General features: G+C 66.5%; 27 protein-coding genes. 6 read left to right on the forward strand and 21 right to left on the reverse strand.

The window, feature by feature from the left end:
• Positions 1-7: 7 nt before the first annotated feature.
• On the reverse strand, positions 8-742 hold the full coding sequence (dapB, locus tag ACJEIK_RS17420) for a 4-hydroxy-tetrahydrodipicolinate reductase (protein WP_060999695.1): 735 nt from the start codon (positions 740-742) through the stop codon (positions 8-10).
• A gap of 36 nt (positions 743-778) precedes the next feature.
• Here dapB and ACJEIK_RS17425 point away from each other — a divergent pair, with 36 nt between their 5' ends.
• Entirely contained in the window at positions 779-1,681 is a 903-nt protein-coding gene (locus ACJEIK_RS17425; RefSeq protein ID WP_060999694.1) for an NAD(P)-dependent oxidoreductase, read from the forward strand.
• Here the strand turns inward: ACJEIK_RS17425 and ACJEIK_RS17430 are convergent.
• Positions 1,678-2,604 (reverse strand): SDR family oxidoreductase, encoded by a 927-nt coding sequence (locus ACJEIK_RS17430; protein ID WP_133426039.1) that lies wholly within the window; start codon positions 2,602-2,604, stop codon positions 1,678-1,680. The two genes, ACJEIK_RS17425 and ACJEIK_RS17430, sit on opposite strands and share 4 nt — an antisense overlap.
• A 111-nt stretch (positions 2,605-2,715) precedes the next feature.
• Here ACJEIK_RS17430 and ACJEIK_RS17435 point away from each other — a divergent pair, with 111 nt between their 5' ends.
• A complete protein-coding gene (locus ACJEIK_RS17435; protein ID WP_135356252.1) occupies positions 2,716-3,276 on the forward strand; it encodes a TetR family transcriptional regulator in 561 nt (186 codons plus the stop codon).
• 20 nt (positions 3,277-3,296) lie between these two features.
• On the opposite strand, the gene ACJEIK_RS17440 is transcribed toward ACJEIK_RS17435, so the two are convergent.
• Positions 3,297-3,821, reverse strand: a complete 525-nt coding sequence (locus ACJEIK_RS17440; RefSeq protein WP_135356251.1) for an Lrp/AsnC family transcriptional regulator — start codon at positions 3,819-3,821, stop codon at positions 3,297-3,299.
• A gap of 89 nt (positions 3,822-3,910) precedes the next feature.
• On the opposite strand from ACJEIK_RS17440, the gene ald reads away from it, so the two are divergent.
• Positions 3,911-5,017, forward strand: a complete 1,107-nt coding sequence (ald, locus tag ACJEIK_RS17445; RefSeq protein ID WP_135356250.1) for an alanine dehydrogenase — start codon at positions 3,911-3,913, stop codon at positions 5,015-5,017.
• 113 nt (positions 5,018-5,130) lie between these two features.
• Complete coding sequence (locus ACJEIK_RS17450) at positions 5,131-5,688, forward strand: DUF4334 domain-containing protein (RefSeq protein ID WP_135356282.1); 558 nt, start codon at positions 5,131-5,133, stop codon at positions 5,686-5,688.
• Positions 5,689-5,741: 53 nt separating this feature from the next.
• On the opposite strand, the gene ACJEIK_RS17455 is transcribed toward ACJEIK_RS17450, so the two are convergent.
• The 4 genes from ACJEIK_RS17455 to ACJEIK_RS17470 form a co-directional block, all read right to left on the reverse strand.
• The gene (locus tag ACJEIK_RS17455) at positions 5,742-7,094 is read right to left on the reverse strand and encodes a M16 family metallopeptidase (RefSeq protein ID WP_409430044.1); all 1,353 of its coding nucleotides are present in this window, start codon (positions 7,092-7,094) and stop codon (positions 5,742-5,744) included.
• The gene (locus ACJEIK_RS17460; RefSeq protein ID WP_409430045.1) at positions 7,072-9,351 is read right to left on the reverse strand and encodes a polyribonucleotide nucleotidyltransferase; all 2,280 of its coding nucleotides are present in this window, start codon (positions 9,349-9,351) and stop codon (positions 7,072-7,074) included. The genes ACJEIK_RS17455 and ACJEIK_RS17460 overlap by 23 nt, the downstream gene beginning before the upstream one ends.
• A gap of 330 nt (positions 9,352-9,681) precedes the next feature.
• Complete coding sequence (gene rpsO, locus ACJEIK_RS17465) at positions 9,682-9,951, reverse strand: 30S ribosomal protein S15 (RefSeq protein ID WP_060999682.1); 270 nt, start codon at positions 9,949-9,951, stop codon at positions 9,682-9,684.
• Positions 9,952-10,041: 90 nt separating this feature from the next.
• On the reverse strand, positions 10,042-11,016 hold the full coding sequence (locus ACJEIK_RS17470; RefSeq protein ID WP_060999680.1) for a bifunctional riboflavin kinase/FAD synthetase: 975 nt from the start codon (positions 11,014-11,016) through the stop codon (positions 10,042-10,044).
• 80 nt (positions 11,017-11,096) lie between these two features.
• Here ACJEIK_RS17470 and mntR point away from each other — a divergent pair, with 80 nt between their 5' ends.
• Positions 11,097-11,807, forward strand: a complete 711-nt coding sequence (gene mntR, locus ACJEIK_RS17475) for a manganese-binding transcriptional regulator MntR (RefSeq protein ID WP_060999678.1) — start codon at positions 11,097-11,099, stop codon at positions 11,805-11,807.
• Positions 11,808-12,000: 193 nt separating this feature from the next.
• On the opposite strand, the gene ACJEIK_RS17480 is transcribed toward mntR, so the two are convergent.
• The 14 genes from ACJEIK_RS17480 to ACJEIK_RS17545 form a co-directional block, all read right to left on the reverse strand.
• Complete coding sequence (locus ACJEIK_RS17480) at positions 12,001-12,978, reverse strand: DUF2804 domain-containing protein (protein WP_060999676.1); 978 nt, start codon at positions 12,976-12,978, stop codon at positions 12,001-12,003.
• Positions 12,979-13,006: 28 nt separating this feature from the next.
• Entirely contained in the window at positions 13,007-13,855 is an 849-nt protein-coding gene (locus ACJEIK_RS17485; RefSeq protein WP_060999674.1) for an SDR family oxidoreductase, read from the reverse strand.
• Positions 13,848-14,939, reverse strand: coding sequence for a CaiB/BaiF CoA transferase family protein (locus tag ACJEIK_RS17490; protein WP_409430046.1), 1,092 nt, complete (start codon positions 14,937-14,939; stop codon positions 13,848-13,850). Before ACJEIK_RS17490 ends, ACJEIK_RS17485 begins: the two co-directional genes overlap by 8 nt.
• Positions 14,936-16,471 (reverse strand): acyl-CoA synthetase, encoded by a 1,536-nt coding sequence (locus tag ACJEIK_RS17495; RefSeq protein WP_409431716.1) that lies wholly within the window; start codon positions 16,469-16,471, stop codon positions 14,936-14,938. The genes ACJEIK_RS17490 and ACJEIK_RS17495 overlap by 4 nt, the downstream gene beginning before the upstream one ends.
• A 62-nt stretch (positions 16,472-16,533) precedes the next feature.
• Positions 16,534-17,454 carry an alpha/beta hydrolase gene (locus tag ACJEIK_RS17500; protein ID WP_244602257.1) on the reverse strand — a complete coding sequence of 307 codons (921 nt, stop codon included), beginning with the start codon at positions 17,452-17,454 and terminating at the stop codon, positions 16,534-16,536.
• A 41-nt stretch (positions 17,455-17,495) separates the two neighbouring features.
• A complete protein-coding gene (locus ACJEIK_RS17505; RefSeq protein WP_409430047.1) occupies positions 17,496-18,758 on the reverse strand; it encodes an acyl-CoA dehydrogenase family protein in 1,263 nt (420 codons plus the stop codon).
• Positions 18,755-19,624, reverse strand: coding sequence for an SDR family oxidoreductase (locus tag ACJEIK_RS17510; protein ID WP_409430048.1), 870 nt, complete (start codon positions 19,622-19,624; stop codon positions 18,755-18,757). Before ACJEIK_RS17510 ends, ACJEIK_RS17505 begins: the two co-directional genes overlap by 4 nt.
• Before the next feature lie 17 nt (positions 19,625-19,641).
• Positions 19,642-20,517 (reverse strand): MaoC/PaaZ C-terminal domain-containing protein, encoded by an 876-nt coding sequence (locus tag ACJEIK_RS17515; protein ID WP_409430049.1) that lies wholly within the window; start codon positions 20,515-20,517, stop codon positions 19,642-19,644.
• A 1-nt stretch (position 20,518) separates the two neighbouring features.
• On the reverse strand, positions 20,519-20,959 hold the full coding sequence (locus ACJEIK_RS17520) for an SRPBCC family protein (protein ID WP_060999665.1): 441 nt from the start codon (positions 20,957-20,959) through the stop codon (positions 20,519-20,521).
• 40 nt (positions 20,960-20,999) lie between these two features.
• Positions 21,000-22,205 (reverse strand): lipid-transfer protein, encoded by a 1,206-nt coding sequence (locus ACJEIK_RS17525; RefSeq protein ID WP_135356241.1) that lies wholly within the window; start codon positions 22,203-22,205, stop codon positions 21,000-21,002.
• A 122-nt stretch (positions 22,206-22,327) separates the two neighbouring features.
• Positions 22,328-22,987: a TetR/AcrR family transcriptional regulator gene (locus tag ACJEIK_RS17530; RefSeq protein ID WP_409347419.1), complete on the reverse strand. Its 660-nt coding sequence runs from the start codon at positions 22,985-22,987 to the stop codon at positions 22,328-22,330.
• A gap of 79 nt (positions 22,988-23,066) precedes the next feature.
• Complete coding sequence (gene truB / locus ACJEIK_RS17535) at positions 23,067-23,906, reverse strand: tRNA pseudouridine(55) synthase TruB (protein WP_060999756.1); 840 nt, start codon at positions 23,904-23,906, stop codon at positions 23,067-23,069.
• 59 nt (positions 23,907-23,965) lie between these two features.
• A complete protein-coding gene (locus ACJEIK_RS17540) occupies positions 23,966-24,631 on the reverse strand; it encodes a 4'-phosphopantetheinyl transferase (protein ID WP_060999660.1) in 666 nt (221 codons plus the stop codon).
• Positions 24,631-25,572 carry a metallophosphoesterase gene (locus ACJEIK_RS17545; RefSeq protein ID WP_060999659.1) on the reverse strand — a complete coding sequence of 314 codons (942 nt, stop codon included), beginning with the start codon at positions 25,570-25,572 and terminating at the stop codon, positions 24,631-24,633. The genes ACJEIK_RS17540 and ACJEIK_RS17545 overlap by 1 nt, the downstream gene beginning before the upstream one ends.
• A 162-nt stretch (positions 25,573-25,734) precedes the next feature.
• On the opposite strand from ACJEIK_RS17545, the gene ACJEIK_RS17550 reads away from it, so the two are divergent.
• Complete coding sequence (locus tag ACJEIK_RS17550) at positions 25,735-26,310, forward strand: DUF3558 domain-containing protein (protein ID WP_060999754.1); 576 nt, start codon at positions 25,735-25,737, stop codon at positions 26,308-26,310.
• Positions 26,311-26,334 lie beyond the last annotated feature (24 nt).

Genomic DNA, 26,334 nt, shown 5'->3' on the forward strand with positions numbered 1-26,334 from the left:
CGTCCCGTCACAGCCCCATCAGCTTCTCGATGCCGATGGTCAGCCCGGGGTACTTGGCGACCTCACGGACACCGAGCAGCACGCCCGGCACGAACGACGTGCGGTCGATGCTGTCGTGCCGGATCGTCAGCGTCTCGCCCTGGGTACCGAACAGGACTTCCTGGTGCGCCACCAGTCCCCGCAGCCGCACCGAGTGCACGGGGATACCGTCGACATCGGCGCCACGCGCCCCCTCGAGGCCGGTGCTGGTGGCATCGGGGTTGGGCGGCAGACCTTTTCGCGCCTCGGCGATCAGCTGGGCGGTGCGGGTGGCGGTGCCCGACGGCGCGTCGGCCTTCTGCGGGTGGTGCAGCTCGACGACCTCGGCCGACTCGAAGAACGGGGCGGCCAGCTTCGCAAAGTGCATGGACAGCACCGCGCCGATGGCGAAGTTCGGGGCGATCAGCACAGCGACGCCGGGCTTGGCGGCAACCCACTCGCGAACCTGCGCGAGCCGCTCCGCGGTGAAGCCCGTGGTCCCGACGACGGCGTGAATGCCGTTGTCGATGAGGAACTTCAGGTTGTCCATCACGACGTCGGGGTGGGTGAAGTCGACGACGACCTCGGTACCGCTGTCGGTGAACATGCTCAGCTCGTCTCCGGCGTCGACGCCGACGGTGAACGTCAGATCGTCGGCGGCTTCCACACCATCGACGATGGTCGCACCGACTTTGCCCTTGGCACCCAGAACTCCGACTCGCATGAGGTCAACCCTAGCGGCCGTCCTACCATCAGCCCCATGCGCGGCGCCAAGATCCTCATCACCGGAGTCACCGGCCAGGTGGCCACCCCGATCGCCCGGGCCCTGGCGGCCGACAACGAGGTGTGGGGCGTCGCCCGGTTCAACAATCCGCAGGCCCAACAGGGCCTGGAGCAGGCCGGCGTCCGCTGCGCTGCGGTCAACCTGGCGGTCGGTGACTTCAGCGCCCTGCCAACCGATTTCGACTACGTGGTCAACCTCGCCGTGGCCAAGACCGGCCGGTGGGACAAGGACCTCGCGGCCAACGCCGAGTCGGTGGGGTTGCTGATGGCGCACTGTCGCGAGGCCAAGGCGTTCCTGCACACGTCGTCGGCCGCGGTGTACGACCCGCCCGGCGACGAGCCCCGCTCCGAGTCGGCGGCGCTGGGCGACAACCACAAGCACCTGTTCCCGACGTATTCGATCTCCAAGATCGCCGGCGAGACGGTCGTGCGCACCATGTCGCGCGCCCTGGATCTGCCGGCCACCATCGCTCGATTCAACGTGCCCTACGGCGACAACGGCGGCTGGCCGTACTACCAGATGGAGATGATCCTGGCGGGCATCCCGATCCAGGTACCGCCGGGCGGCCCGGCGCTGTACAACCCGATCCACGAAGACGACATCCTGGTGACCCTGCCCAAGCTGCTGGACGTGGCGTCGGTGCCCGCCACGACCGTGAACTGGTGCGGCGATCAGACCGTCAGCCTGCAGGAATGGTGCGCCTACATCGGCGAGCTGGTCGGCCGCGAGCCGGTGTTCACCGAGGACCCGAACGCGCTGCGCGGCGGCCCGACCGACACCACCCGGATGCACGAGTTGATCGGCGGCACGTCGGTCGACTGGCGCGACGGCATCCGCCGGCTGGTGACCAAGTTCCACCCGGAGCTTGTCAGTAGCTAGGCCCAGAGCGGCGGCGCTCCCCGCAGGTTCGCGAAGTAGTGGCCGGCCTTGAGGTCTTCGAGCAGTGTCGGCTGCACGGGCTCCCAGCCGAGCATGGCCCGCGTCCGTTCACTGGATGTCGGGTTGTCCAGCGCGGCGAAGCCCGCCAGGAAACCGAAGTGCGCTGACGCGTCGTCCGCCGGAATCTGCTGCACCGGCACGCCCAGCCCCTCCCCGATGGCCTGCGCGATGTCGCGGAAGGCGATGCCCTGTTCGGCCGCCCCGTGCAACACCGAGCCTGCCGGCGCCGACTCCACTGCCAGCCGATAGAGCCGTGCGGCATCGACGGTGTGCACCGCGGGCCACCGGTTGGAGCCGTCGCCGAGATACCCGGATCGTCCTGCGGCACGGGCGAATTCGATGAGACTCGGGACGAAGCCGTGGTGATCGGTGTCCCCGTGCACCGTTGGAGCGAGCCTGATCACCGACGACCGCACGCCGCGTTCGGCCAGCGCGAGCGTGGCCAGTTCCGATGCCACCCGCGGGCCCGACCGGTCGACGTCGGCATCCTCGGTGCCGAGCCGGCCCGCCCCACCGAAGGCCAGCATGAGGGTGCCCGAGGTGTTCACGAACGGCTTGCCGGAGCCCGCCAGGGCCTCCCCCATGGCTTCGACGGCACGCAGGTCGGTCTGGAGCGAGTCGGCGTAGTTGGAGAAGTCGTGCGTGAAGGCCAGATGGATGACGCCATCGGACGCGGCCGCCGCGGCGGCGAGCCCGTCAGGATCGTCGAGCGTGCCGCGGTGCACCTGCGCGCCGGCGGCTTCCAGTGCGCTCGCGGAGGCGTCCGACCTGGCCAGTCCGGTGACCTGATGGCCCGCCTGGAGCAGCTCGCGGACGACGACGGATCCGATGTGCCCGCTGGCGCCGGTGACGAATATGCGCATGATTTCAACTCCTCGAGTGATGTCAGTGAATGACATCACCGAACGTACACCTCATGTCAGACACTGTCATCACTCGTGGTGACAGTCCCTGACATCGCCTACAATCCGCCCGTGGGCCGTTGGGAACCGAACGCGCAGGGCCGCCTGGAGCAGGCGGCCCTGGACCTGTACGTGGAGCAGGGCTTCGATGAGACGACGGTCGCAGAGATCGCCGCCCGAGCAGGCCTCACAGAACGCACCTTCTTTCGGCACTTCGCCGACAAACGCGAGGTGCTGTTTCGGGGCCGCGAACTCGCCGACGCACTCGGCGCCGCCATCGACGTCGCCCCGGCCGCCACCGCGCCACTCGACGCCGTCGCCGGCGCACTGGAATCACTGTCCGACTTCTTCGCCGACCGTCGTCCACATGCCCGCCGGCGCCAGGCCGTGATCGCCGCCAATCCGAGCCTGCAAGAACGCGAACTCATCAAGCTCGCATCGCTGGCGACGACCATCGGCGATGCGTTACGCCGGCGCGGCGTCGCCGACCCCACAGCGAGCCTGGTCGCCGAGGCCGGTATCGCGGTGTTCAAGCTGGCGTTCGAAAACTGGCTCACCGACCCGGCCGACCGCAGCCTCGCCGAGCACATCCGCGAGACACTCTCCGAACTCCGGGCCGCGACCCGATCCTGATCATGTTCCGTCGCAACCAGTTACAGGGGTGACGCACCCCGCAGGTGCTCGAAGATCAGCGACGTCTGGGTGCCCGCCACATCGGCGTCGGCGTTGAGGTGCTCGACCACGAACGCCCGCAGGTGCGCGGTGTCGCGGGCGGCGACATGCAGGATGAAGTCGTCGGCGCCGGCCAGGAAATAGACGTCCATCACCTGCGGCAGCCGCCGCATGTGGGCGATGAAGTCACGGATGCGGGCCCGCGCCCCTGATTGCAGACTCACCGAGATCATCGCCTGCAGGCCCAGGCCGATGGCCGCCGGATCGATGTCGGCATGGAAACCGCGGATCACCCCGAGCTGTTGCAACCGGCGAACCCGGCCATGACAGGTCGACGCGGCAATCCCGACGAGCTCGGCCAACGCACTGTTGGGCATGCGTGCGTCGGCGTGCAGCGCGGTCACGATCTGCCGGTCGACGTCGTCGAGTTCGACGGGCTGAACATCCTTCGGCTGCGAGGCTTCCTGGACCGACGTTTTCGAAGATCGTTCACTGACAGGTGCCATATTGAGAATTATAATCACAGATATTGCAGGTCGCTCGACGTTTATTCAGACTTAGGGCACCACCTGATCCGCCCTGAGGAGAACCCCAGATGCACGTCGGTATCCCGACCGAAATCAAGAACAACGAGTACCGGGTGGCCATCACCCCGGCCGGCGTCGCCGAACTGATCAAGCACGGCCATGAGGTACTGATCCAGGCCGGAGCCGGCGAGGGATCTGCCATCGCGGACAACGACTTCAAGGCCGCCGGCGCACAGATCGTCACCACCGCGGACCAGGTCTGGGCCGAGTCGGATCTGCTGCTCAAGGTCAAGGAGCCCATCGCGGCCGAGTACCACCGCATGCGCAAGGGCCAGACGCTGTTCACCTACCTGCACCTGGCCGCCTCGCGCGAATGCACCGACGCGCTGCTGGCATCGTGCACCACCTCGATCGCCTACGAAACCGTTCAGACTGCCGACGGCCGCCTGCCGCTGCTCGCCCCGATGAGCGAAGTGGCAGGCCGGCTGTCGGCCCAGGTCGGCGCCTACCACCTCATGCGCAGCCACGGCGGCCGCGGCGTCCTGATGGGCGGCGTGCCCGGCGTGGCCCCCGCAAACGTCGTCGTCATCGGTGGTGGCACGGCAGGCTTCCACGCGGCACAGATCGCCAGTGGCATGGGCGCACAGGTGACGGTCTTCGACGTCAACCTGGACACCCTGCGCCGGATCGACGCGGAATTCAACGGCCGGATCCACACCCGCTACTCCTCGAGCCTGGACCTGGAAGACGCCGTCAAGCAGGCCGACCTGGTGATCGGCGCGGTGCTGGTCCCCGGCGCCAAGGCGCCCAAGCTCGTCACCAATTCGACTGTGGCCCACATGAAATCGGGCTCGGTGCTGGTCGACATCGCGATCGACCAAGGCGGCTGCTTCGAGGACTCGAAGCCCACCACGCACGACGACCCGACCTTCGCCGTGCACGACTCGGTGTTGTACTGCGTCGCCAACATGCCCGGCGCCGTGCCGCACACGTCGACCTACGCGCTGACCAACGCGACGCTGCCGTACGTGCTCAAGCTCGCCGACCAGGGCTGGCAGGCGGCCTGCCGGAACGACGCCGCGCTGGCCAAGGGCCTGTCGACGCACGACGGTGAGCTGCTGTGCAGCCAGGTCGCCGCGGACCTCGACATTCCGCTCGGCCGCGTCGCGCTGTAACCCACGAACCCGATACCCATCGCCCGGTCAGCGCAGCGTCGCGCTGGCCGGGCGATGACTTTCCGCCGGGCCGCCACTGCCATTCTTGACACGTGTCAAGTATCGTCGTGGCCATGCTCTTGCAGGAACTGCTCCCCGCCCCGCCGACCACGACGGCAGAAGCCCTCGAGATCTTCGACGCCGCGCTGGCCGTCGAGCCCGGCTTCATGATCGGCACCTGGCACGGGGCCGAGGTACCCCCCGGACATCCGATGGACGGGCTGCTGGAAGCCAGCGGCTGGTGGGGCAAGCAGTTCGTCGACGCCGAAACCGTCCACCCACTGCTGTTCCCCGACCTGTCCGGCGAGAAGCTGTGGCCCCTCAACCCGGTGCTGGCGTTCTCCGGCGCCGGGCTCGCCACGAAAATCCCGATGCTGCACCGGCTTCCCGCCGCCAAGCCCATCGCCGCCCTGCGGCCACTGCTGCGGGCCCGCTCGGCGAAGGCCCGGCTGCGCACCACGCGTTATCGCGGAGTCGACACCGCCACAATGGTTTACGACCAGCTGCCGATCAACGACGTTTTCCGCAAGCTGTCCGACGACGCCGTCCTGGGCGCCATGGACCTGCGCGGCGAATCGCAGCCGTACTTCTTCGTGCTGCGCCGCGACGACTCGCTCCGCCTCGGCCACTGACGCGATTTGTGCACGATAATCCGCGCCGAGCGCGGATTATCGTGCACAAATCACTAGTCGAGGGAGCGCAGCTGCTTCGGCAGTGAGCGCTTGGACCGGTGCGGGCCCAGGACCGCAGCACCGAACGGACGCGTCAGCAGTTCGCGGGCGACGGCGTTGACCTCTTCGAGCGTCACCGCGTCGATCGACGCGAGCGTGTCCGAGATCGACTTGTGGTTGCCGTAATTCAGCTCCGCGCGTCCGATGCGGTGCATCCGGGAACCGGAATCCTCCAGCCCCAGCACCAGACCGCCGCGCATCGAGCCCTTGGCGATGCGCAACTCGTCAGCGGTGATGCCTTCGCGCGCAACGTCTTCCAGCACGTCGGTGGTCACTCGGACCACCTCGTCGAAGCGGTCCGGCAGGCACGCCGAGTACACCGACAGCGCACCGGCATCGGAGAACGTGTCGATCGTGGAGTACACCGAGTAGGCCAGTCCGCGGTTCTCCCGGATCTGCTGGAACAGCCTCGAACTCAGTCCACCGCCGAGCGCCGTGTTGAGCACCGACAGCGCCCACCGGTGCTCCCAATTGCGGCCCGGGGTGCGCACGCCCAGGTACATGTGGGCCTGCTCGGAATCACGCTTGATGAATTGCAGAGTCGGCGTGCCCGGCACCCGGCCGGCGCCCTTACGCGGCGGCACGGGCTTACGGCCCCGCACGAGGCGCGGCCGAAAGTGCTTGCGCACCATGGCCACAACTTCGTCGTGGTCGATGTTTCCGGCGACCGCGACCACCATCCGGTCCGGGGTGTACCGGCGGACGTGGAACGAGTGCAACTGGTTGCGGGTCATCGACGTGATCGATTCGACGCTACCGATGACCGGACGACCGACCGGGTGCGTGCCGAACATGGAGCCGAGGAAGACGTCCGCGAGGGTGTCCTCGGGATCGTCGTCGCGCATCGCGATCTCTTCGAGCACCACGTCACGTTCCAGCTCGACATCGCTTGCGGCACAGCGGCCGTTGAGCACGACGTCCGAAACCAGGTCGATGGCCAGCCCGAGATCGCTGTCGAGCACGTGCGCGTAGTAGCAGGTGTGCTCGCGCGCGGTGAAGGCGTTCAGCTCACCGCCGACGGCGTCCATCGACTGGGCGATCTCGACAGCGGAGCGCGTCGGGGTCGACTTGAACAGCAGGTGTTCCAGGAAGTGCGCGGCCCCGGCGACGCTGGGGCCTTCGTCACGCGAACCGACGTTGACCCACACCCCGACCGACGCCGAATGCACGTGCGGCAGGTGTTCGGTGACGACGCGCAGCCCGCCCGGGAGATTGGTCTTGCGCACAGCGGCCGGGGCCTGCAGCGCTGTCGCTGCAGAACCCCGGCCGTCGCGCGTTGTCGATTTAGGAGTTTGCAGGCGCGGCATCTGCCGGTGCAGTCTCCGATTCGGCGGGAGCATCGGCGTTCGAATCCGCCGCTGCCGCACCCTCTTCATCCACGAGGATCAGCGAGATCTTCTGACCCTTGCCACGGTTGTCGGCGGAGATGTCCGCGATCTCCACGCGCAGCTTGTCGCCGACGTTCACGACGTCCTCGACCTTCGCGACACGCTTGCCCTTGCCGAGCTTGGAGATGTGCACCAGACCGTCGCGGCCCGGCAGCAGCGAGACGAACGCACCGAAGTCCGTCGTCTTCACCACGGTGCCGAGGAACCGCTCGCCGATCTTCGGCAGCTGCGGGTTGGCGATGGCGTTGATCTTGTCGATCGCCGCCTGCGCCGCCTCGCCGTTCGAGGCGCCGACGAACACGGTGCCGTCGTCCTCGATGGAGATGTTCGCACCGGTCTCCTCGGTGATCTGGTTGATCACCTTGCCCTTGGGCCCGATCACCTCACCGATCTTGTCGACCGGCACCTTGATGGTGGTGATGCGCGGTGCGTACGGGCTCATCTCGTCCGGCTCGTCGATGGCCTCGGCCATGACGTCCAGGATGGTCAGACGCGCGTCCTTGGCCTGGGCCAGGGCACCGGCCAGCACCTTGGACGGGATGCCGTCCAGCTTGGTGTCCAGCTGCAGGGCGGTGACGAAGTCCTTGGTACCGGCGACCTTGAAGTCCATGTCGCCGAAGGCGTCTTCAGCACCGAGGATGTCGGTCAGCGCGACGTAGCGGGTCTCGCCGTCGACCTCGTCGGACACCAGGCCCATGGCGATACCGGCGACCGGGGCCTTCAGCGGCACACCGGCGTTCAGCAGCGCCAGGGTGGAGGCACAGACCGAACCCATCGAGGTGGAACCGTTGGAGCCCAACGCTTCCGAGACCTGACGGATGGCGTACGGGAACTCCTCGACGCTCGGCAGCACCGGCATCAGGGCCCGCTCGGCGAGCGCGCCGTGGCCGATTTCGCGACGCTTGGGCGAACCCACACGGCCGGTCTCACCGGTCGAGTACGGCGGGAAGTTGTAGTGGTGCATGTAGCGCTTGGTGGTCTCGGGACCGAGCGAGTCGATCTGCTGAGCCATCTTGATCATGTCCAGCGTGGTGACACCCATGATCTGGGTCTCGCCGCGCTCGAACAGCGCGCTGCCGTGCGCCCGCGGGATCACGGCGACCTCGGCGCTCAGGGCGCGGATGTCGGTGATGCCACGGCCGTCGATGCGGAAGTGGTCGGTCAGGATGCGCTGGCGAACCAGCTTCTTGGTCAGCGAGCGGAACGCCGCGCCGATCTCCTTCTCGCGGCCGGCGTAGGTCTCGGCCAGGCGGGAAAGCACCTCGACCTTGATCTCGTCGGTGCGCTCTTCGCGCTCCTGCTTGCCGGCGATGGTCAGCGCCTGCGACAGCGCGTCGGTGGCCACCGCGGCGACGGCCTGGAAGGCGTCGTCGGCGTAGTCGGGGAACAGCGGGAATTCGCCGGTCTCCTTGGCGGCAGCCTCGGCCAGCTCGGCCTGGGCGGTGCACAGCGCGGCGATGAACGGCTTGGCGGCCTCCAGGCCCTCGGCCACGACGGCCTCGGTGGGGGCACCGGCGCCACCGGCGATCAGGTCGATGACGTTGTCGGTGGCCTCGGCCTCGACCATCATGATCGCGACGTCACCCTCGACCTTGCGGCCGGCGACGACCATGTCGAACACGGCCTTCTCCAGCTGCTCGACGGTCGGGAACGCAACCCACTGGCCCTCGATCAGCGCGACGCGGACGCCGCCGACCGGGCCCGAGAACGGCAGGCCGGAAATCTGGGTGGACGCCGACGCGGCGTTGATGGCCACGACGTCGTACAGGTCCTTGGGGTCCAGGCTCAGCACGGTGACGACGACCTGGATCTCGTTGCGCAGACCCGACACGAACGACGGGCGCAGCGGCCGGTCGATCAGACGGCAGGTCAGGATCGCGTCGGTGGAGGGCCGGCCCTCACGACGGAAGAACGAGCCGGGGATGCGGCCCGCGGCGTACATCCGCTCCTCGACGTCGATGGTCAGGGGGAAGAAGTCGAAGTGGTCCTTCGGGCTCTTGCTGGCCGTGGTGGCCGACAGGAGCATGGTCTCGTCGTCCAGGTAGGCGACGACGGAGCCGGCGGCCTGACGTGCCAGGCGACCGGTCTCGAAGCGGATGGTGCGGGTGCCGTAGCTCCCGTTGTCGATGACGGCGGTTGCTTCGAACACGCCCTCTTCAATTTCAACTGCAGACATGGATGTCGCAATAACCTCTCTGGGCCCGCCCTATGCGGGTTCCGTTTTTTCTGGTTCCTCTTTGTTACTGCTGTCGCATCGTCACACGCGAGCATCCAGAAAACCCGAAAACCATCCCGCTAACTGCTGACGGCCGTCGATCGAAGCGGCCGGGGGTCATGCCCCGGCAGCCACTACCGAAGACCGCCCCACGAGGTTCAGGCGGACGCTGTGTGACGTTCCGACGTCTTGGGCGCTGGGCCCAAAACAGTTTTATGTTACTACCCGTACCAATGCCCATCGCCAGGCCTGCCGGAGCAGACCTGGCGATGGGAGTGAATCAGTGGTGCGTCAGCGACGCAGACCCAGACGCTCGATCAGCGAGCGGTACCGCGCGACGTCGACCTGAGCGACGTACTTGAGCAACCGGCGGCGACGGCCGACCAGCAGCAGCAGGCCACGCCGGCTGTGGTGGTCGTGCTTGTGCTGCTTGAGGTGCTCGGTCAGGTCCGAGATGCGCTTGGTCAGCAGGGCGACCTGAGCCTCCGGCGAGCCGGTGTCGGTGTCATGCAGGCCGTACTGACCCAGGATCTCTTTTTTCTGCTCGGCAGTGAGTGCCACGAAACAACTCCATCAATTCGGTCCGCGAAGAACAACGAGGGCGCGGCCACCGCGAACTGCAGCACGCGCGTCGGGCAGTTTATCAGGAAGCTACTGCGGAACCAGAATCGTGCGAGCCCGCTGGGTATCGCGATCCATGGCCACGACCAGGTCGTCCACCGAATCGAACTTCTCCTGGCCGCGGATGCGCGAAACGAAATCGACCGCCACGTGCTGTCCGTACAGGTCTGCCTCGGTGTCGAGCACGAAGGCCTCGACGGTGCGGGTGCGGCCGGAGAACGTCGGATTGGTGCCGACGGACACCGCGGCCTGGTAGCGCTCCCCCGGCGTCACGGTGCCGACCGACGGGCCGTGCCCCAGGACTGTGAACCAGGCGGCGTAGACGCCGTCGGCCGGGATCGCCGAGTGCATCGGCGGGGCGACGTTGGCGGTCGGGAAGCCCAGCCCGCGGCCGCGGCCGTCACCGCGGACGACGACGCCCTCCACGCGGTGCGGCCGGCCCAGCGCTTCGGTCGCGGCGGCCATGTCGCCGGCGTCCACGCAGGACCGGATGTAGGTGGACGAGAACGTGACGGTCTCGGCCTGGTGATGCTCGGCCACCAGCGAGATGCCCTCGACGGCGAAGCCGAAGCGCTCGCCGGCCTTGCGCAGCAGCGGCACGTTGCCGCCGGCCTTCTTGCCGAAGGTGAAGTTCTCGCCGACCACGACCTCGAGGACGTGCAGCCGCTCGACGAGCAGTTCGTGCACGTACCGCTCGGGGGTCAGCTTCATGAAGTCGGTGGTGAACGGCATGACGAGGAAGACGTCGACACCCAGTTCCTCGACCAGTTCGGCCCGGCGGGTCAACGTCGTCAGCTGCGCGGGGTGACTACCCGGCAGGACCACTTCCATCGGATGCGGATCGAACGTCATCAACACGGTGGGGACGCCGCGGGACCGGCCGGCCTTCACCGCGTGGCTGATCAGTTCTGCATGTCCACGATGTACGCCATCGAATACCCCGATGGTGAGCACACATCGGCCCCAATCCGTGGGGATCTCGTCCTGCCCACGCCAGCGTTGCACGACCGCAAGCCTACGGCGCGCCGCCGCGGCAGGCACCGTGAGATCCCCGGATGAGGTGACGATTGCCTAAACTTTGTGCTGTGAGTCCTGCAGAAGACGCCGGCAATACGCCGGATCTATCCACGGTCGCCCAGGACTACCTCAAAGTCATCTGGACCGCGCAGGAGTGGTCACGCGAGAAAGTCAGCACGAAAATGCTGGCCGAACGCATCGGGGTGTCGGCGTCGACGGCCTCGGAGTCGATCCGCAAGCTCGCCGATCAGGGCCTGGTGCACCACGAGAAGTACGGCGCGGTGACGCTCACCGACATCGGCCGCAGCGCGGCGCTGGCCATGGTCCGCCGCCACCGGTTGATGGAGACGTTCCTGGTGCGCGAGCTCGGCTACGGCTGGGACGAGGTGCACGACGAAGCCGAGGTGCTCGAGCACGCCGTGTCGGACCGGATGCTGGACCGCATCGACGCCAAGCTCGGCTTCCCGACGCGGGACCCGCACGGCGATCCCATTCCCGCCGCCGACGGCCAGGTGCCGACTCCCCCGGCGCGGCAGCTGTCCGCGTGCTCCGACGGTGACGCGGGCACGGTGGCCCGGATTTCCGACCACGATCCCGAGATGCTGCGGTACTTCGACAGCGTCGGGATCACGCTCGATTCGCATCTGCGCGTGGTGGCCCGGCGTGACTTCGCCGGGATGATCTCGGTGGCTGTCACGGCCGCGGACGCCGTGAACGACGACACGACGACGGTCGACCTGGGCAACCCGGCGGCAGAAGCCATCTGGGTCGTCGCCTAGGGCGCATCGGGTTCGCGTCGAGGGTGCGCACAGATCGTCGGATCCACCGTGGAGACGCTCTGACTGCACGTCCGCATGCGTGTAGGCGCTGGGCACTTGACAAGCAAATCCCTTGTGGGCGTTGATCGTGCGCTCACTCAGACAAAGTTCGAGTAGCGAAGAGCCGGTGTGCACGGTCAACGCCGCGCCACACCTACCAGACCAGACTCACCTGCTCGGCCCAGCCCAGCAGGTGCTCGACCGCGATCATCTGGCCGTCGTCGGTGCGGATGCGGCCGTCGTAGTGGCCGAAACACTGATGCGTACCGGGTCCGGGTGCGCGGTCGTGGAACGGCGTGAAGACCAGGTCCACGTCGTCGGAGTCGGGGGTGCGGATGGCCCACGGCGCGAGGTAATCGGTGTACTGCCAGTCCAGTTCCGTGCCGATCTTGGTGAGCCGGCCGTCGACGCAGAGCGCGTTCTCGGTCATGCCGGTACCGACCGTCCACCTGCCGCCCAGTTGCAGGCCGACGACACGGCCGTCGGTGTGGCCGGACGCCGCGCCCCAGTTCCACCGGACCAGCGCCGGCCAGCGGCCGCGTCCGTGGTCGAGGACGCCCCACCCGCCGGTGAAGTCGTAGCTCTGCTCGCCGAGTTGCACCGCGCCGGACGCGGGCCGCGCGGTGTGCTTGGCGGTGTATTGGAACTTGCGGTCGCTCCACGGGACGACGACTCCGAGCGTCTCGTGTCCGGGCGGCAGGGTCACCGTCAGGTCGCCGGTCAGTGGACCCTGAGCGGTGTTGCCGGAGAACTGAATCCGGGTGCCATCGGGTCCATCTGTCAGATCGACGGTGACCGCGCCACGCGCACTGGCGGGGCCGTCGCCCAGGCTCGTCGGCAGCTTCACGCCGCGTGCCAGCGGCAACACGTTGTTGCAGCTGACCTCGCGGCCACCGTATTCGAGGAAGTAGATGTTGTTGACCCCGACGTAGTCGAGGCTCGAGACGGTGACCGCGACCAGATGGGTCGGCGTCGTCACGCACCAGTACTCCCAGCGCTTGGTGCGCCCCCAGCCCCGTAAGTTGCAGCGGTGCAACGATGTTCGGGTCCAGCCGACCGCATCGCGGTTGAGTCGCCCGGACGGTGTGCACAGGTCGACGGGCCGCGTGATCTCGGGCTCGTGGGTGGCCATGTGCCGACGCTACAACGTGACGGGGTGATCAGTTCACGAGTCGGCGGTGGTACGCCGCGCGCACCGCGGGATCGGTGTGCGTGAACGTGGTGTCGAAATGGGCGACATGGGAGATCCAGTGCCGGGCACCGTCCGGGAGCGCGCCCATGATCTTGATCATGGCCCCGAGCGCTTGTGGCACAGCTACTTTCGCCCTGCCCCTTATGACAGCTCGGACGATGGCGGCGGCGACGTCGTCGGGTTCCACCTCGCTGATGGGCTGAATCCATCGTGGCGCGCTGTGGCCGGCGGATAGTTCGGTGTGCACGACGCCCGGCAGCACGGCCGTGACGGCGATGTCGTCGGCTGCGAGTTCGAGGGACAGCGCCTCGGTGAATCCGACCACCGCATGTTTGGTGGCGCAGTACGTGGCCAGACCGGGAAATGCGCTGACCCCGGCCAGCGAGGCCACGTTGACGATGTGGCCCCCGCGTCCCCGCATCCGCACCGCGGCCAGCTTCGAACCGTTCAGCACGCCGCCGAGGTTGATCGCCACCATCCGGTCGGTCATCTCGTCGGTCTCGTCGGCGAACAAGCCGGTCGGCATGATGCCGGCGTTGTTGATGACCACATCGACGGGGCCAAGCCGACTTTCCACCTCGTCGAGGAACGCTTCGAAGGACGTCCGGCTGGTGACGTCGAGCTGCAGCCCGCAGACCTGCTCACCGGTGGCGGCGAACTCGGCGGCGGTCTTCTCGGCGAGCTCGACGTCGATGTCCCCCAGGGCAACCCGGGCGCCGGCCCGCAGGAAAGCCAGGCCGGTGGCCCGCCCTATCCCCCTGGCGCCGCCCGTGATCACCACGACGCGACCGCGAATGTCGTTGATCTTCCTAGCCATTACTCGACCACCTATTCATAGCCGCTTCCGACGAGAGCGTCTCCAACGGCGCCGGGACCGGCGCCTGCGTCCTGCTGAATCTGGGTGCCGAGGCAGGTTGGGTCACGCCGCCCACATCGATGAACGAATTTCTGGCGACGTGATGCGGGTGCCAGTCGGCTTCCCACGGCGACAACACCGGCGAGACACAGGCATCGACGTCGGCGAACACCGCTGACCATTCCTCACGGGTCTTGGTGGCGAATTTCTGGGCCAGTGCGGCCCGCCACTGCGGCCATGATCGGGGATCCAGCTGGAAGTCGATGTCCTCGTCGTCGAGTTCCATTGTGGTGATGAGGTTTTCGAAAAACTCCGGTTCCACCGCACCAACCGCCATGTAGTTTCCGTCGGCGGTCCGGTAGGTGTCGTAGTACGCGGCACCGCCATCCACAATGTTGGTGCCACGCTCGTCGTTCCACATCTCAGCCTCACGCAGACCGTGGATGAACGTCATGAGCAGGCTGGCGCCGTCGGTCATCGCCGCATCGATCACCTGCCCGACGTCACTCTGTCTGCGTTCGAGCAAGGCGGCCAGCACACCGACCACCACGAGCATGCCGCCACCGGCGAAGTCACCGACCAGATTCGCGGGAGGCACCGGCGGCTCGCCGGCTCGTCCGATGACGTGTAGCGCACCGCTCAGCGCGATGTAGTTGATGTCGTGCCCGACTCTCGGGGCCAACGGTCCGGTCTGTCCCCATCCCGTCAACCGCCCGTAGACAAGTCCGGGATTGACGGCACGCAGGTCATCGGGACCGATGCCGAGCCGTTCGGCCACGCCGGGCCGATAACCTTCGAGGAAGACGTCCGCCTTGGCCGCCAGGCCCTGCACCAGTTCGCGCCCGGCGTCAGTTTTCAAATCCGCCTCGACACATGATTTTCCGCGATCGAGTGGACCGGGTGGTGGCGTGTGTCTGGATCCGCCCGGCGGGTCCACCCGAACCACGTCTGCGCCCAGATCAGCCATCACCATGCCGGCGAACGGCACCGGCGCGAGCCCTGCCAGTTCGATCACCCGAATGCCGGCCAAAGGACCGACCGTCATGACCACTCCCTCATCAGTTGCGCCTTGAGTACCTTGCCGGTCTCGTTTCTCGGCAGGACGTCGACGAACACGACGTCGCGCGGCACCTTGTGCCGAGCCAATTCGGCCCGGACATAACTCTTGACCTCGTCGGCATCGAGCTCTGCGTCGGGGCGGCGTACCACGAACGCGCACAATCGCTTTCCGAACTCGACATCGTCCACGCCGACCACCGAGGTCTCGACGACCCCCGGATGTCCGGCGAGCAGATTCTCGACCTCCAGCGGAAAGACGTTCTCGCCGCCGGAGACGATCATGTCGTCGTCCCGGCCGTCGACGAACCACAGGCCGTTCTCGTCGAAATGGCCGGTATCCCCCGAGGACAACAACCCGTCGACGCACTCTTTGTGACCGCCGTCGGTGTAACCGGCGAAACTCAGCCCACTGGAGACGAAAAGCGTGCCGGTGCGGCCTGGCTCGTTGATCCGGCGCCGGTTTTCGTCATACGCGGCGAGCGTGCAGCCGACCGGAGGCCGTCCGACAGTGCCCGGCGCACTTCGCAATTCGCTCGGCGTGGCCACTGCCGCGACGGCGACCTCCGTCGACCCGTACAGGTTGTAGAGCACCTCACCGAACGCGTCCATGGTGCGCCGGCACAGATCGGGCGACAGCGCGGAACCCGCGGCAAATACGACCCGCAGCGAGGACGTGTCATAGCGCGCCAACACGTCGGGGCCGAGGTCGAGGATGCGGGTCAGCATCGTCGGCACCACGATGAGCGCACTCACCCGATGCCGTGCGATGGCAGCCAGGGTGGCCTCCGGGTCGAACCGGCGGGCCAGCACAACTCGGTTGCCGAGCGCGAGACCCAACGAACAGGTGGCCAGCCCGGTGGCGTGAAACATCGGTGCGGCAACGTAATAGGCGCTGCCGGCCGGCCACGGTATGCGGTCCAGCAGTTGTGCGGATTGCAGTGGACTGACCTTGTTGCGCGGTGCGCCTTTCGGCGTACCGGTGGTGCCACTGGTGAGCAGCACCATGCCACCCACCGACACCGGGGGCGGCAGCGGCGATGTCGGCCGGCCCGCGGCGATCGCAGCCAGACCGCGCACACCGGACCAGCCGACGATGCGGTCGATTTCGAACGGCAACACCTCGAGCAGTTCGGTGAACTCGTCATCGGCGATGACGACGGTGACGTTCTCCCGCTTGCATACGTCGGCCAGCTGGGGCGCTGCGAAGCCGGTATTGAGGAGAACGACTCTGGCGCCGGTCTTTCCGGAGGCAAAGAGCGCCAGCGGCAGCGCCCGGTGATTGCGCATCAGCACGCCGATGACCGTGCCTGCGCCGATGCCTCGGTCCACGAGCCCCCGACCCAACGCGTTGGACTGTGACTCCAGATCGTCGAACGTGAGGGCGCCATCCGTATCCGTGAGCGCGGGTGCAGCGCCGTACCGCGACGCGACGTGACCCGCCAGCCCACCGAACGAGCCGTAGCGGCGCAGGCCACGCGAGGCCGACACCGCATCGAGGGGTCGGCGGACATCCACCATTCCCCTGTGCTGCAACACGATTGCGGCCTCAGCCAGATCGCGTAGCCGGCTCAGCACACCCCTCACTCCTTCGCCATCGGCTGGCCGGGCTGACACAGGGCGAGACCCAGGAACTCGCCACCGGTCGTCATGCTGTCCAAGCTGCCATCACGGCGTCTCGGAAACATCCAATATCCGTGCGCCAGTCCGGGCCACACGCGTTGCTCGCAGTGACCCCCGGCCGCCGACACTCGGGCCGCGAAAGCCTCGGCATCGGCACGCATCACTTCCCTTGTGCCGTAGTGCAACTGAATCGGCGGTAGCACCGACAGATCCGCGTTCAACAGACATAGCCGTGGATCCTCGATGTCCGCATCGCCGACATAGAGCCCAACGGCCCGCGCCGCGGCCCTGGGATCGAACGGCTGCCGCCGCACCCGGGGATCGGCGATCGACGCCCGGTAGGACGGATCGATCAACGGACCCCACAGCGCCAGCGCCGCCGGCGTGGGTAGCCCTTCGGCTTTCGCCCGCAGGGCCACCGCCACCGCGAGATGTCCGCCGGCCGAATCCCCGGCGATGACAACCTTGCTCGCGTCGTAGCCCTGGGCCAGCAGCCAGCGATATGCAGCCATCGCTGCGTCCTCGGCCGCGGGGAACGTGTGTTCAGGTGCGAGCGGGTAAGCGGCGACCAAAGCGGGTACGCCCGCGTGCTGGGACAGGTACGACGCGAACCCGCGATGCGTGCGTGGCGAGCAGACCAGGTATCCGCTGCCGTGCAGCACCAGAACGACGCCCGCGCTGTCCCGGGCGCCCGGCGCGCGGACCCACTCACCGCGCAGCGGCGCGTCGACAAGTTCGATCCTGGTGCCCGCAACCACCGGGCTGAGGCCGACGATCGCCTTGTTGGCGACCGGTCGGATCAGGGTGATCATCCGGGGGTTCGCCACCAGCAGCCGCAGGGCGGCACCGACGGTCAACCTCGCGGCCGAGTTGGCAGTCAACCGATCGGCTAGCACCGTAACGGCAAGCGGAGCGGCGGTTCTCATCCGGCGAGCAGCCCCTTGGCGATGTGGGTCACCTGAACCTCATTGCTGCCGGCGTAGATCATCAGCGACTTGGCGTCCCGCGCCAACTGCTCGACGCGGTATTCAGCCATGTAGCCGTTGCCGCCGAAAAGCTGCACGGCATCCATCGCCACCTCGGTCGCCACCTCCGAGGAATAGAGCTTCACCGCCGACGCCTCGGAGAGCGACGGAATCTTCCCGGCCTTGACCTTCGCCAAGGTCTGAAAGACCATGTTCTGCACGTTGATTCGCGCCACTTCCATCCTGGCCAGCTTCAGCTGGATCAGCTGGAACTGACCGATGTTCTGGCCCCACAGCGTGCGCGTCTTCGCGTAATCCAGGCAGCGCCGGTGACATTCGTTGATGATGCCCAAGGCCATGAGCGCCACGCCGAGCCGCTCGGCGACGAAATTCGCGCGGGCACTCTCCCGCCCGTCGCCGCCGCCGTGTTCCTCCGTCTCCCCGAGCAACCGGTCCGGGGTGATGCGCACGTTGTCGAAGAACAGCTCACCCGTGGGCGACGACATCATGCCCATCTTCTTGAACGCCTTACCCTGGGTCAGGCCCGGCACACCGGCCTCCAGGACGAACGTGAGCACCTTGCGGTTCCGGCGGTCCGCAGTTGGGTCGCCTTCATCCAATTTGGCGTAGACGATCAGCACGTCGGCATCGGGTCCGTTGGTGATGAAGGTCTTCTGGCCGTTGAGGATGTAGTCCGCGCCGTCGCGTTTGACGTAGGTCTTCATGCCCCCGAAGGCATCTGAACCGGCATCGGGTTCGGTGATGGCCCAGCACGCGATCTTCTCGAGTGTCATCAGGTCGGGCAACCAGCGTTCCTTCTGCGCCAACGTGCCGCGGCTCATGATGGTGGCCGCCCCCAGGCCGAGGCTGACGCCGACGGTGCTGAGCAAACCGATGCTGACACCGGCGATCTCCGACACGAGCACCGCTGCCATCGACAGCTGACCGCCGATGTCGCCCATGCCGCCGGGCGAATCCGTCGCCGGCTTGGGTTCCCCTGTCGCAATCGCTTCCGCTTTGGCGCGTTCCTTGTCGAGCATGGTCTTGACCGCCTCGGCGGCCACCACGTCAAGACCGAACTCGCTGAACAGCTTTCGCGCGATCGGGTAGGGCGACAGCTCGCCGCGTTCCAGCCCGTCGCGGTGCGGCTCGATCTCCTTGTCGATGAAGCCGCGCACACTCTCACGGATGAGTTCGTCAGATTCGGACCACTCGATCATGACAGCCTCCCGGCGATGTCATCGATCTCCCATAGACCGTCGGTCTCGATGGTCGTCACGTCGTGCCAGCCACCGAGTTCGGAGATCGCACCACCCTGCACGGCGAAGACCTTGCCCGTCAGGGGGCATTTCTCCGTCGCCAGGTAAGCCACCAGCGGTGCGATGTTGGCCGGACTGAACAGGTCGACCTCGCCCTCTTCCTCGGGCTCGGCCATCAGCGCGCCCATCCCCGGTGTGGCCAAGGTAAGCCGGGTGCGGGCGATCGGGGCAATGGCGTTGGCGCGCACGCCATAGCGCTCCAGCTCTTCCGCCGCGACCAACGTCATCGCCGCGATACCCGCCTTGGCCGCGCCGTAGTTCACCTGTCCGGCGTTCGGGACGGTGAGACCGGAACCCGACGCCGTGTTGATGACGGCGGCGTTGGGCTGGTTGCCGGCCTTGCTCTGCGCCTTCCAGTACGCGGCAGCATGCCGGAGCACGGAGAAGTGACCCTTGAGGTGCACCGAAACCACGGCGTCCCATTGGGATTCCTCCATGCTCGGAATGAAGCCATCGCGCAGAATCCCCGCGTTGTTGACGACCACGTCGAGACCGCCGAATTCGCTGACGGCCTGATCGATCAGACCGGCCGCGCCGTCCCACGTCGCGATGTTGTCGGTGTTGGCGACGGCCGTGCCGCCGGCGGCAATGATCTCGTCGACGACTTCTTGTGCCGGTCCGGCGTCGGCGCCTTCACCGGTGTTGCTGCCGCCGAGATCGTTGACCACGACGCGCGCACCCTCGTGGGCGAACAGCAGCGCGTGCTCGCGGCCGATTCCGCGGCCGGCACCGGTGATGACGGCGATGCGTCCTTCCAAAGCTCCCATGTTCTTGTCCTTTTCAGCTAGTCGGCGATTACGGCCAGGCCGTCGGTGATGGCGAATTCCTCACCGGCGCTGCCATTTCTCACGGTCTCGAACGCGTACTTCGTCGTGTGGCTGCTGCGACCGGCCTGCCAGATACGGGTCTCCAGATCGTCACCCGGGAAGACCATCTTGGAGAACCGCACGGCGAATCGCTTGAGCCGGTTGACATCTTCGCCGCCGACCTCGGTCAGCACGGCCCATGACGTGAAGGCCATGGTGCACAGGCCATGGGCGATGATGCCCGGCAGGCCGGCGTCCTTGGCGACTTCCTCGTCGAGGTGGATCGGCATCGGGTCACCCGATGCCGGGGAGTACCGGAACGTCTGATCGGCATCGATGTGCTGAATGACCTTGGCCAGCGGAGCCTGGTCTCGCAGCGTGGCGTCGAACTTGTGCTCCGGGCCCAACTCCCCGATCTTCTTGTCGGCGTTGAAACCTCGGAAGAAACACGTCACGTACTGCTCGTTGACCAGATCGCCGTCATCCGTGCGGCATTCCAGATACACGGATGCGCGGGTGCCGTTGTCGAGCCCTTCGTAGCCGAGCATCATGCCGCGCGACACCAGCTTGTCGCCGGGATAGATAGGGCGGTGGAAGTGAAAGTCCTGCTCGCCGTGGACGACCCGCGGGATCAACTCCACGGGGGCCACGTCGACCGTCGGGGTGAGCAGCGATTCGAAGACCGGCACGATCGCGAAGATCGGTGGGGCCACGTCACCGGCCAGGTGCGCCGGGATCGGGTCATTGGTGGCCTTCGCATAATCGATGAGGTGCTCGCGGGTGACCTCGAAGTGGTCGTCTTCCGTCCACTTGTTGAGCCCGGTGTCGTCGAAAACAAGTTCCTCGTCGGCCACGTCAGACCGCCGCCGCAGCGAGGGCGTCGAGCTGCTCGAGCGTCTTGTCGAGCTGCTTGGCGCCATCCTTCTCGACGGCCTTGGCCAGCGCGCCCTTGACGAGTGCACCTTCAAAATCGCCGGCCACCTTGAATTCCGAACCGTCACCCGACGGCGTGACGGTGAATTCGAAAGATGCTCTGACTCCGGCCATCCCGGTTCCGGACAGTGCGAACGTGGTCGGCGCGTCCATCCGCTCGATCTTCCATTCGATCTTGTTGGCCATGCCGAGCATGACGATCTTCGCGGTCAGCGTGGTGCCCGGGGTCACGGTCGCCGGCACGTCACACATCCACTTCTCGTGGATGGTGAACCACTCACCCCAGCTGGACAGATCCGAGATGATGCCCCACAGCGCTTCCGGCGAGGCCGACAGCTTCTTGGTCGCTTCGATGTGTCCCATGGTGATGCTCCTTAGCTCTTGTGTTGGAGGGTGTTTCGGTTCAGCGCTCGGCGCGCTGGTAGGCGGTGACGACGGCGGCCCCGCCCAGGCCGATGTTGTGCTGCAATGCGGCGGTGACGCCCGAGACCTGCCGCTTGTCGGCGGTGCCGCGCAGCTGCCACGTGAGCTCGGCGCACTGGGCCAGGCCGGTGGCGCCCAGGGGATGCCCCTTGGAGATCAGCCCGCCGGACGGGTTGACGACCCAGCGCCCGCCGTAGGTGGTGTCGCTGTTGTCGATCAGTTTTGCGGCTTCACCTTCGCCGCACAGACCCAGCGCTTCGTACAACAGCAGTTCGTTGGCACTGAAACAGTCGTGCAACTCGATGACCTGGAAGTCTTCGGCGCCGAGCCCCGACTGCTCGTAAACCTGCTGCGCGGCAGCGACATTCATGTGGTATCCGATCAGCGCCTTGCACGTGCCGTCGAAGCTGTTCTCGAAGTCGGTGGTCATCGCCTGCCCGACGATCTCCACCGCACGATCGGCCAACCCGTGCTTGTCGACGAACGCCTCGCTCGCGAGGATTGCCGCACCAGAGCCGTCCGACGTCGGGGAGCACTGCAGCTTGGTCAGCGGGTCGTAGATCATTCGCGCGCCGAGGATGTCATCGAGACTGTATTCGTCCTGGAACTGCGCGTACGGATTGTTGACCGAATGCTTGTGGTTCTTGTGGCCGATCTTCGCGAAATGCTCAGCGGTGGAGCCGAACTGCTTCATGTGCTCACGGCCGGCCGCGCCGAACATCCACGGCGCCGGCGGGAACAGCACCTCGCTGATCTCGGCCAGCGCCAGGAAGTGCTTTGCCATGGGCTGCTCGCGGTCGTCGTAGGTCGAACCGAGTGAACCGGGCTGCATCTTCTCGAATCCGAGCGCAAGCGCACAGTCGGCCAGGCCGCTGCGTACGGCACGCGCGGCGAGATACAGCGCAGTTGAGCCGGTCGAGCAGTTGTTGTTGACGTTGACCACCGGGATACCGGTCATGCCGAGTTCGTAGACCGCCCGCTGCCCCGATGTCGACTCGCCGTAGACATAGCCGACGTAGGCCTCTTGCACTTCGCGATAGTCAATCCCGGCGTCCAACAGTGCTTTTGAACCCGATTCCCGCGCCATGTCCGGGTAGTCCCAGGGTGACCCATCCGGATTGAGCCGAGCGCCGGGCTTTTCGAACTTCGTCATACCGACGCCGATCACATACACCTTGTTGGGCATGAACCCTCTCTTTCTGTGCGGTGACAGAAACATACCAACCTGTTTGTATCTTTACAAGAGGGTGGCCTAAGGCGCCGTTCAAACGACAGATAGAAGCACTGCGGCGCAGCGAAAAAGGTTAGTTACGAAGAAATTTCGACGTTGGCGGACTTACCGCCGAGGGCGTCGACAAACATGCCGTGCAGCTGGTCACACACCCGGTTCCAGCGCTTCCTGGCGCGTTCGTTGTCCCGGTCCACGAAGCTCGAGAGCAGAATCCCCCGCAGTGCATCCATGGCCGTGAATGCCAGATCGCGCAACTCCTTCTGCGCAGCCCGACTGGGGACAAGTTGCGCCAGCGCGCTGATCAACGCACCGGTGACGATGGGTTCCACGCGGTCGATGTGCTCGGCCAGCACCGGATCGGTCCGTGCGGCGACCCAGAGTTCCAACGTCGCAACGAATACCGCCGTCTGATGGGAGTCCCAGAGATAGTCGAGCATGGTCGAGACCGGATCGGGGTTGCTCCCCACCTTCCCGAGGTCCCGTACCGCGGCCTGCACACGTTGTTCGGCAAGGTGCTCGACTGCAGCTGCCACCAGGTCTTCCTTGGAGCGAAAATGGTGCACCTGCGCGCCGCGCGTCACGCCGGCGATTTCTGCGACCCGTTGTGTCGTGGTGCCGGCGTAGCCGTAAGTGACCAGGCATTCCACCGTGGCATCAAGCAGACGCATGCGCATCGCAGCGCTGCGTTCAGCCTGCGTACGCCGCCTGGCCGGCCCGTCCACCCCTGCAGTCACGATTGCATCGTACGTGGCCGAAGGGCGGATTCCGGCCCGAAATCATTCCAATTGGAAGGTAAAAGCGCCAGCGCAGCCGCCGCTACAACGTCGCCGGACGCAGCACCACGACGCTGCTGGTGCGTTTGGGTCCGTCCTCCAGCAGCGCGATCACCTGCCCGTCAGGTGCCGTGGCGGCGTAGGTCCCGTCGATACCGGCAGGCTTCAGCGCCCGGCCATGGCGGGTGTCCTCAGTCTCGTCGTCGGTGAGGTCACGGCGCGGGAATCCCAGCAGACAGGCCGCGTCCAGCGAGTAGCTCAATTCGGCCGCATCGGTCAGCTGCTCCAACGTCCGCGCCTCGTCCAGCCCATAGCGGCCAACCTTGGTGCGCCGCAACGCCGTCAGATGTCCACCGACGCCGAGTGCGGCGCCGACGTCACGGGCCAGAGCCCGGATGTAGGTGCCCGACGAGCAGTCCACCGTGACATCGACATCGACGAAATCCTCGACCCGGCGGACCGCGTCCACCGTGAAGCGTTCGATCCGCACCCGGCGCGCGGCCAGTTCCGGCGCCTTGCCTTCGCGCACCAACTTGTACGCGCGCTCGCCGTCGACCTTGATGGCACTGACGGCCGAGGGCACCTGGTCGATCTCGCCCCGCAATGCCGCGACCGCCGACTCGATCTTGTCGTCGGTCACATGCGCGGCCGAAACCGTCTCCAGCACTTCGCCTTCGGCGTCTTCGGTCGACGTGGTCTGGCCGAGCCGGATGGTCGCGATGTACTGCTTGTCGGTGGCGGTCAGCAGACCGAGGATCTTGGTGGCCCGTTCGATGCCGACCACCAGCACGCCGGTGGCCATCGGGTCCAAAGTGCCGGCATGGCCGACCTTGCGGGTACCGAACAGTCGCCGGCACCGGCCGACGACGTCGTGGCTCGTCATCCCGGCGGGTTTGTCGACGATCACCAGGCCCGGTGGCGGGGCCGGCTTCGACGCCGCCTTCACAGCGAGATCGCCGTCAGGACAAGGCCGTTCGATACGGTGAAACGGCCCGGCAGTTCGGTCAGCGGCGGGCCGGACTCGGCGACTGGGTCGATGAGGATGCGGGACAGGAACGTGCCCGAACTCCCTGACGAATCCAGCTCGAACGTGATGTGCGCGTCCTCGAAACCCAGCCAGCGGTGGGTCAGCGGGAACCAGGCCTTGTACGTCGCCTCCTTGGCGCAGAACAGGATTCGGTCCCAGTGCAGGTCACCCTCGAGCGTCGCCACGGCGTCCTGCTCGGCGGGCAACGCGACGGCGCCCAGCACGCCCTTGGGCAGCACCCCGTGCGGTTCGGCGTCGATACCGACCGAGCGCACCTCTGTGGCCCGTGCCACCACGGCGCCGCGGAAACCCTCGCAGTGCGTCAGGCTGCCGACGATGCCGTCGGGCCAGCACGGTTCACCCTTGTCGCCCTTGAGGATCGGGACCGGGCCGACATCGAGCTTGCCCAATGCCTCACGGGCGCAGTGCCGCACGGTGATGAACTCGTTGCGGCGCTTGGCCACCGACCGGGCGATCAGCGGCTCTTCCTCCGGCAGCGGCACGAGATTGCCCGGGTCCGAGTACGTCTCGGCGGTGGCCACCACGTCAGGCAGCACCTGAGTCAGCAGCGCATCACTCATCACAACCGCCTCGAATTGATCCGGTCCTGCATCTTCTGCGCGTGCTCCCGCATTTCCTGGGTGATCTCGAAGTGGCCACCGAAGTCGTTGAGATAGCCGGGCGGGTACTGGGGATCCGGCAGGATTTGGCGCATCCACCGATAAGGCTTGCGGCGCCGCCACTCTCGCGGGTAGCCGACCGACACTTCCTCGAACCGCACCCCGTCGTAGTAGGTGGTGCGCGGGATGTGCAGGTGGCCGTACACCGAACAGATGGCGTTGTAGCGGGTGTGCCAGTCCTTGGTCGCGGTGGTGCCGCACCACAGCGAGAACTCCGGATAGAACATGGCGTCGCAGGGTTCGCGCACCAGCGGGAAGTGGTTGACCAGGACCGTCGACTCCATCCAGTCCAGGTCGTCGAGCTTCTTGCGAGTGATGTTCAGCCGGTCCCGGCACCACGCGTCCCGGGTCGCGTACGGCTCGCTCGACAGCAGGAACTCATCGGTCCCGACGACATTGCGCTCCTTGGCCAGCGCGAGACCCTCGGCCTTCGTCGCGGTGCCCGCGGGCAAGAAGCTGTAGTCGTACAGCAGGAACATCGGCACGATGGTCGCCGCGCCGCCCGGGCCGGTCCAGACCGGGAACGGATGCTCGGGCGTTACGATGCCCATCTGGTCGCACATGTCGACCAGGTAGTCGTAGCGGGCCTTCCCGAAGATCTGCATCGGGTCCTTGTTGGTGGTCCACAGTTCGTGGTTGCCCGGCACCCAGATCACTTTGGCGAAGCGCTTGCGCAGCAGGTCGAGGGACCACCGGATATCGTCGGTGCGCTCGGCGACGTCGCCGGCGACGATCAGCCAGTCGTCCGGTGAGGCCGGGTGCAGCGACTCGGTGACCGGCTTGTTTCCGGTGTGCCCGATGTGCAGGTCACTGATTGCCCAAAGGGTCGGCTGAGTCGACACAAAAATCCAGGGTACTTGGGTGACAGCAACGCCCGCCGCAGTGCCAACCGTCCCGCGCAGCGGGAGAAACTAGAACAGGTTCTCCCATCCTGTCCGGTGTGACGCAGGCGACTTGTAGACTCCCCGCAGTATTGCTCGGATCTAAGGGGTGTCATGGCAGCGATGGCCGGGAAACTACGGCTCGTGTCGGCGCTGTGTGCGCTCGTGACGGCAGGCGTGGTGGTCACACAGACCAACCCAGTGACACCGACCGGCGGCGACAACGTCGAGCTGCGCTCCACCTCCGCCCCGATGAGCAGCACCATCAAATATCCGATCATCGCCACCACGAACCCGAGCCCATTCGACCCGTGCGATCAGATTCCTCTCGACGCCATCAACGCCATGGGCCTGGGCTTCACCCCGCCCGACCACGAAGACGGCCTGCGCTGCCACTACGACGCCGGTAACTACCAGATGGCCGTCGAGCCGATCGTCTGGCGCACCTACGAGCAGACGCTGCCGGCCGACGCCGTCGAGCTGAACATCGCCGGCCACCGGGCCGCGCAATACTGGATCATGAAGCCGACCGACTGGAATGACCGGTGGTGGGTGACCTGCATGATCACCTTCAAGACGAGCTACGGGCTCATCAACCAGTCGCTGTTCTACTCACCGATCGAGTCTCCCGACCGCCCGGACTGCCTGCAGACCAATCTGCAGCGTGCCAACCAGCTGGTGCCGTTCTACAAGTTCTGATGGTGAACTTCTGATCGTGAGGCG

Origin of the sequence: Mycobacterium sp. SMC-16 (assembly GCF_046250085.1) — a bacterium.
In the GTDB taxonomy this organism is placed as follows: domain Bacteria; phylum Actinomycetota; class Actinomycetes; order Mycobacteriales; family Mycobacteriaceae; genus Mycobacterium; species Mycobacterium phocaicum.

Excerpts from the sequence above, each read along its gene's own strand:
- dapB (WP_060999695.1), bottom strand. The coding sequence starts at position 742 with ATGCGAGTCGGAGTTCTGGGTGCCAAGGGCAAAGTCGGTGCGACCATC.
- ACJEIK_RS17425 (WP_060999694.1), top strand. The coding sequence starts at position 779 with ATGCGCGGCGCCAAGATCCTCATCACCGGAGTCACCGGCCAGGTGGCC.
- ACJEIK_RS17430 (WP_133426039.1), bottom strand. The coding sequence starts at position 2,604 with ATGCGCATATTCGTCACCGGCGCCAGCGGGCACATCGGATCCGTCGTC.
- ACJEIK_RS17440 (WP_135356251.1), bottom strand. The coding sequence starts at position 3,821 with ATGGCACCTGTCAGTGAACGATCTTCGAAAACGTCGGTCCAGGAAGCC.
- ald (WP_135356250.1), top strand. The coding sequence starts at position 3,911 with ATGCACGTCGGTATCCCGACCGAAATCAAGAACAACGAGTACCGGGTG.
- ACJEIK_RS17450 (WP_135356282.1), top strand. The coding sequence starts at position 5,131 with ATGCTCTTGCAGGAACTGCTCCCCGCCCCGCCGACCACGACGGCAGAA.
- ACJEIK_RS17455 (WP_409430044.1), bottom strand. The coding sequence starts at position 7,094 with ATGCCGCGCCTGCAAACTCCTAAATCGACAACGCGCGACGGCCGGGGT.
- ACJEIK_RS17460 (WP_409430045.1), bottom strand. The coding sequence starts at position 9,351 with ATGTCTGCAGTTGAAATTGAAGAGGGCGTGTTCGAAGCAACCGCCGTC.
- ACJEIK_RS17480 (WP_060999676.1), bottom strand. The coding sequence starts at position 12,978 with ATGGCCACCCACGAGCCCGAGATCACGCGGCCCGTCGACCTGTGCACA.
- ACJEIK_RS17485 (WP_060999674.1), bottom strand. The coding sequence starts at position 13,855 with ATGGCTAGGAAGATCAACGACATTCGCGGTCGCGTCGTGGTGATCACG.
- ACJEIK_RS17490 (WP_409430046.1), bottom strand. The coding sequence starts at position 14,939 with ATGACGGTCGGTCCTTTGGCCGGCATTCGGGTGATCGAACTGGCAGGG.
- ACJEIK_RS17495 (WP_409431716.1), bottom strand. The coding sequence starts at position 16,471 with ATGGTGGATGTCCGCCGACCCCTCGATGCGGTGTCGGCCTCGCGTGGC.
- ACJEIK_RS17505 (WP_409430047.1), bottom strand. The coding sequence starts at position 18,758 with ATGATCGAGTGGTCCGAATCTGACGAACTCATCCGTGAGAGTGTGCGC.
- ACJEIK_RS17510 (WP_409430048.1), bottom strand. The coding sequence starts at position 19,624 with ATGGGAGCTTTGGAAGGACGCATCGCCGTCATCACCGGTGCCGGCCGC.
- ACJEIK_RS17520 (WP_060999665.1), bottom strand. The coding sequence starts at position 20,959 with ATGGGACACATCGAAGCGACCAAGAAGCTGTCGGCCTCGCCGGAAGCG.
- ACJEIK_RS17525 (WP_135356241.1), bottom strand. The coding sequence starts at position 22,205 with ATGCCCAACAAGGTGTATGTGATCGGCGTCGGTATGACGAAGTTCGAA.
- truB (WP_060999756.1), bottom strand. The coding sequence starts at position 23,906 with ATGACGAGCCACGACGTCGTCGGCCGGTGCCGGCGACTGTTCGGTACC.
- ACJEIK_RS17540 (WP_060999660.1), bottom strand. The coding sequence starts at position 24,631 with ATGAGTGATGCGCTGCTGACTCAGGTGCTGCCTGACGTGGTGGCCACC.
- ACJEIK_RS17550 (WP_060999754.1), top strand. The coding sequence starts at position 25,735 with ATGGCCGGGAAACTACGGCTCGTGTCGGCGCTGTGTGCGCTCGTGACG.